The following is a 1,134-nucleotide window of genomic DNA, read 5'->3' on the forward strand; positions in this document are numbered from 1 at the left end:
GGTCCACTTAGGAACGCTGAAAAAGAAGCGTTTTGAGCCAAGTTTGGCATTGGCGTTAGCATTGCACCCGGATCAATTCACCCGTCGCTACGAAGTGACTGATGAAGAATGGGCCAAGTATGTTCACGGTGATACATTTATGATTCGTGACCGTGAGCAGTACAAAAATGGCTGGTACTTGCTAGAAATTGGTGGAAACGGTACTGGCTTTGGTAAGTTGGTTGATGGTCAAATGAAAAACTTCTATCCGAAGGGGTTACGTTTCCAAGTTCGCGAAGAGAAAAACGAATTGTCTGACGATATGTACTAAACTGCGTTATTCTTTGGTAAGATAGAATTATTACAGCGTTGAAAGGAATGCACATGGCAAACGAGCAAATTACACGTGAAGAAGTTGAACACGTTGCCAACTTGGCAAAGTTGACTTTGACGGACGCAGAAGCTGACATGTTCACGGATCACTTGGAGAAGATTTTTGAAGTGGTCACGACATTGTCAGAAGTTGATACGGAAGGTGTTGCACCAACGTATTCAGTTACTGAAATGCGGACAGTGTTGCGTGAAGATGTGGCTGTAAACGCCCACCAGTCAGCAGAATTGTTGGCAAACGCACCAGAACACACGGATACCTTGATTAAGGTGCCAGCTATTCTTGATGAAGGAGCAGAGGGCTAATGGATTTCTTGCACACAGATTTGGAAACCTTGCACGAACAACTCGTGAACAAGGAAATCACAGCCGTTGAGTTGGCAGAAGCAACGTTGTCAAACATTGCTGCAACTGACGATACGTATGAAGCCTTTATCACAGTGATGAAGGATGAAGCTTTGGCAGAAGCTAAGGCAATTGATGAAGCCGGCATTGACCCAGACAACATCTTGTCAGGTATTCCATATGGTATCAAGGACAACTTGGTAACTAAGGGTGTCACAACAACTGCTGCTTCAAAGATTTTGCAAAACTTTAAGCCAATTTACGATGCAACGGTTATCGAAAAGTTGCGCGCTAACGGTGCTGTTGGCGTTGGTAAGTTGAACATGGACGAATTTGCCATGGGTTCAACCAGCGAAACGTCATATTATCGTAAGACGAAGAACGCTTGGGACCAAACCAAGGTGCCTGGTGGTTCATCTG

At 44.7% G+C, this 1,134-nt stretch carries 3 protein-coding genes; all 3 read left to right on the top strand.

What is annotated here, in order from left to right:
- The coding region (locus tag WEIDD23_RS14080; protein WP_242865337.1) for an RsmF rRNA methyltransferase first C-terminal domain-containing protein at window positions 1-310 on the top strand (310 nt) is incomplete at its 5' end.
- Between the two features lie 53 nt (window positions 311-363).
- Window positions 364-675, top strand: a complete 312-nt coding sequence (gene gatC, locus WEIDD23_RS00070; RefSeq protein ID WP_010370377.1) for an Asp-tRNA(Asn)/Glu-tRNA(Gln) amidotransferase subunit GatC — start codon at window positions 364-366, stop codon at window positions 673-675.
- Window positions 675-1,134 (top strand): amidase (locus WEIDD23_RS14085; protein WP_242865338.1); only part of this gene is annotated, 460 nt, incomplete at its 3' end. The genes gatC and WEIDD23_RS14085, both read left to right, overlap by 1 nt.

This window comes from Weissella sp. DD23 (genome assembly GCF_001579105.1).
GTDB classification, from domain to species: Bacteria; Bacillota; Bacilli; order Lactobacillales; family Lactobacillaceae; genus Weissella; species Weissella cibaria.

Coding starts and splice junctions, on each gene's coding strand:
- gatC (WP_010370377.1), top strand. CDS start 364: ATGGCAAACGAGCAAATTACACGTGAAGAAGTTGAACACGTTGCCAAC.